Consider the following 751-nt stretch of genomic DNA (forward strand, 5'->3'; position numbering starts at 1 on the left):
TGCTGTTCGGAGGAAAGACTCATGATGGTGGTTTTTATACCAGTATAAAGAAAGACCTTATCCCTGTTTTTTGCATCTGGCAGCCTAGACCGCAACGAGTCATGGAATGGTGGAGGCAGAGAAGATGACGGAACCTTATGCGGCAAAACACTATGCCGCACGGGCGCAGGATTATGTAACCAGCACGGTACACAGTCAGGGCAGCGATCTGAACAGGGTCGAAAGCCTGGTGGCCGGCAAGGAACTGCGACGTGTTCTGGATATCGGCTGCGGTGGAGGTCACGTCACCTATCGGCTTGCTCCCCATGTCAGAGAGGTTGTCGCCTGCGATGTGACGGGTCCGATGCTGGATGCCGTCGCGCAGGAAGCAGCGCGACAAGGACTGTCCAACGTCACGACCGTGCAGGCTCCCGCAGAGAAGCTCCCTTTTGAGGACGGGAGCTTTGACGCGGTCTTCTGCCGCTTTACGACCCATCACTGGTCGGATGCAGTCGCCGGACTACGGGAGGCACGACGTGTGCTGGCGCCGTCAGGGATGGCTTTGTTCATTGACGTGACAGCCCCTCCTTCCGCCCTGTTGGATAGCTGGTTGCAGTCGATGGAGCTGTTGCGCGATATCTCACATATTCGGGATTATACGGCGGCCGAATGGAGCGCCCTGCTGGGGCAGGCTGGGTTCGTTCTTCAGACCGTCGGGACTCATCGTCTGCGCATGGATTTTGAAAGCTGGGTGGCGCGGACGAAAACACCG

Annotated in this window: 1 protein-coding gene; it reads left to right on the forward strand. The window is 57.7% G+C overall.

From position 1 onward, the window contains the following. Nucleotides 1-106: 106 nt before the first annotated feature. Nucleotides 107-751, forward strand: a 645-nt coding sequence (locus JCM25156_RS19040) for a class I SAM-dependent methyltransferase (protein ID WP_407637145.1), incomplete at its 3' end; no start/stop codon positions are given.

It is taken from the genome of Komagataeibacter kakiaceti JCM 25156 (genome assembly GCF_000613305.1).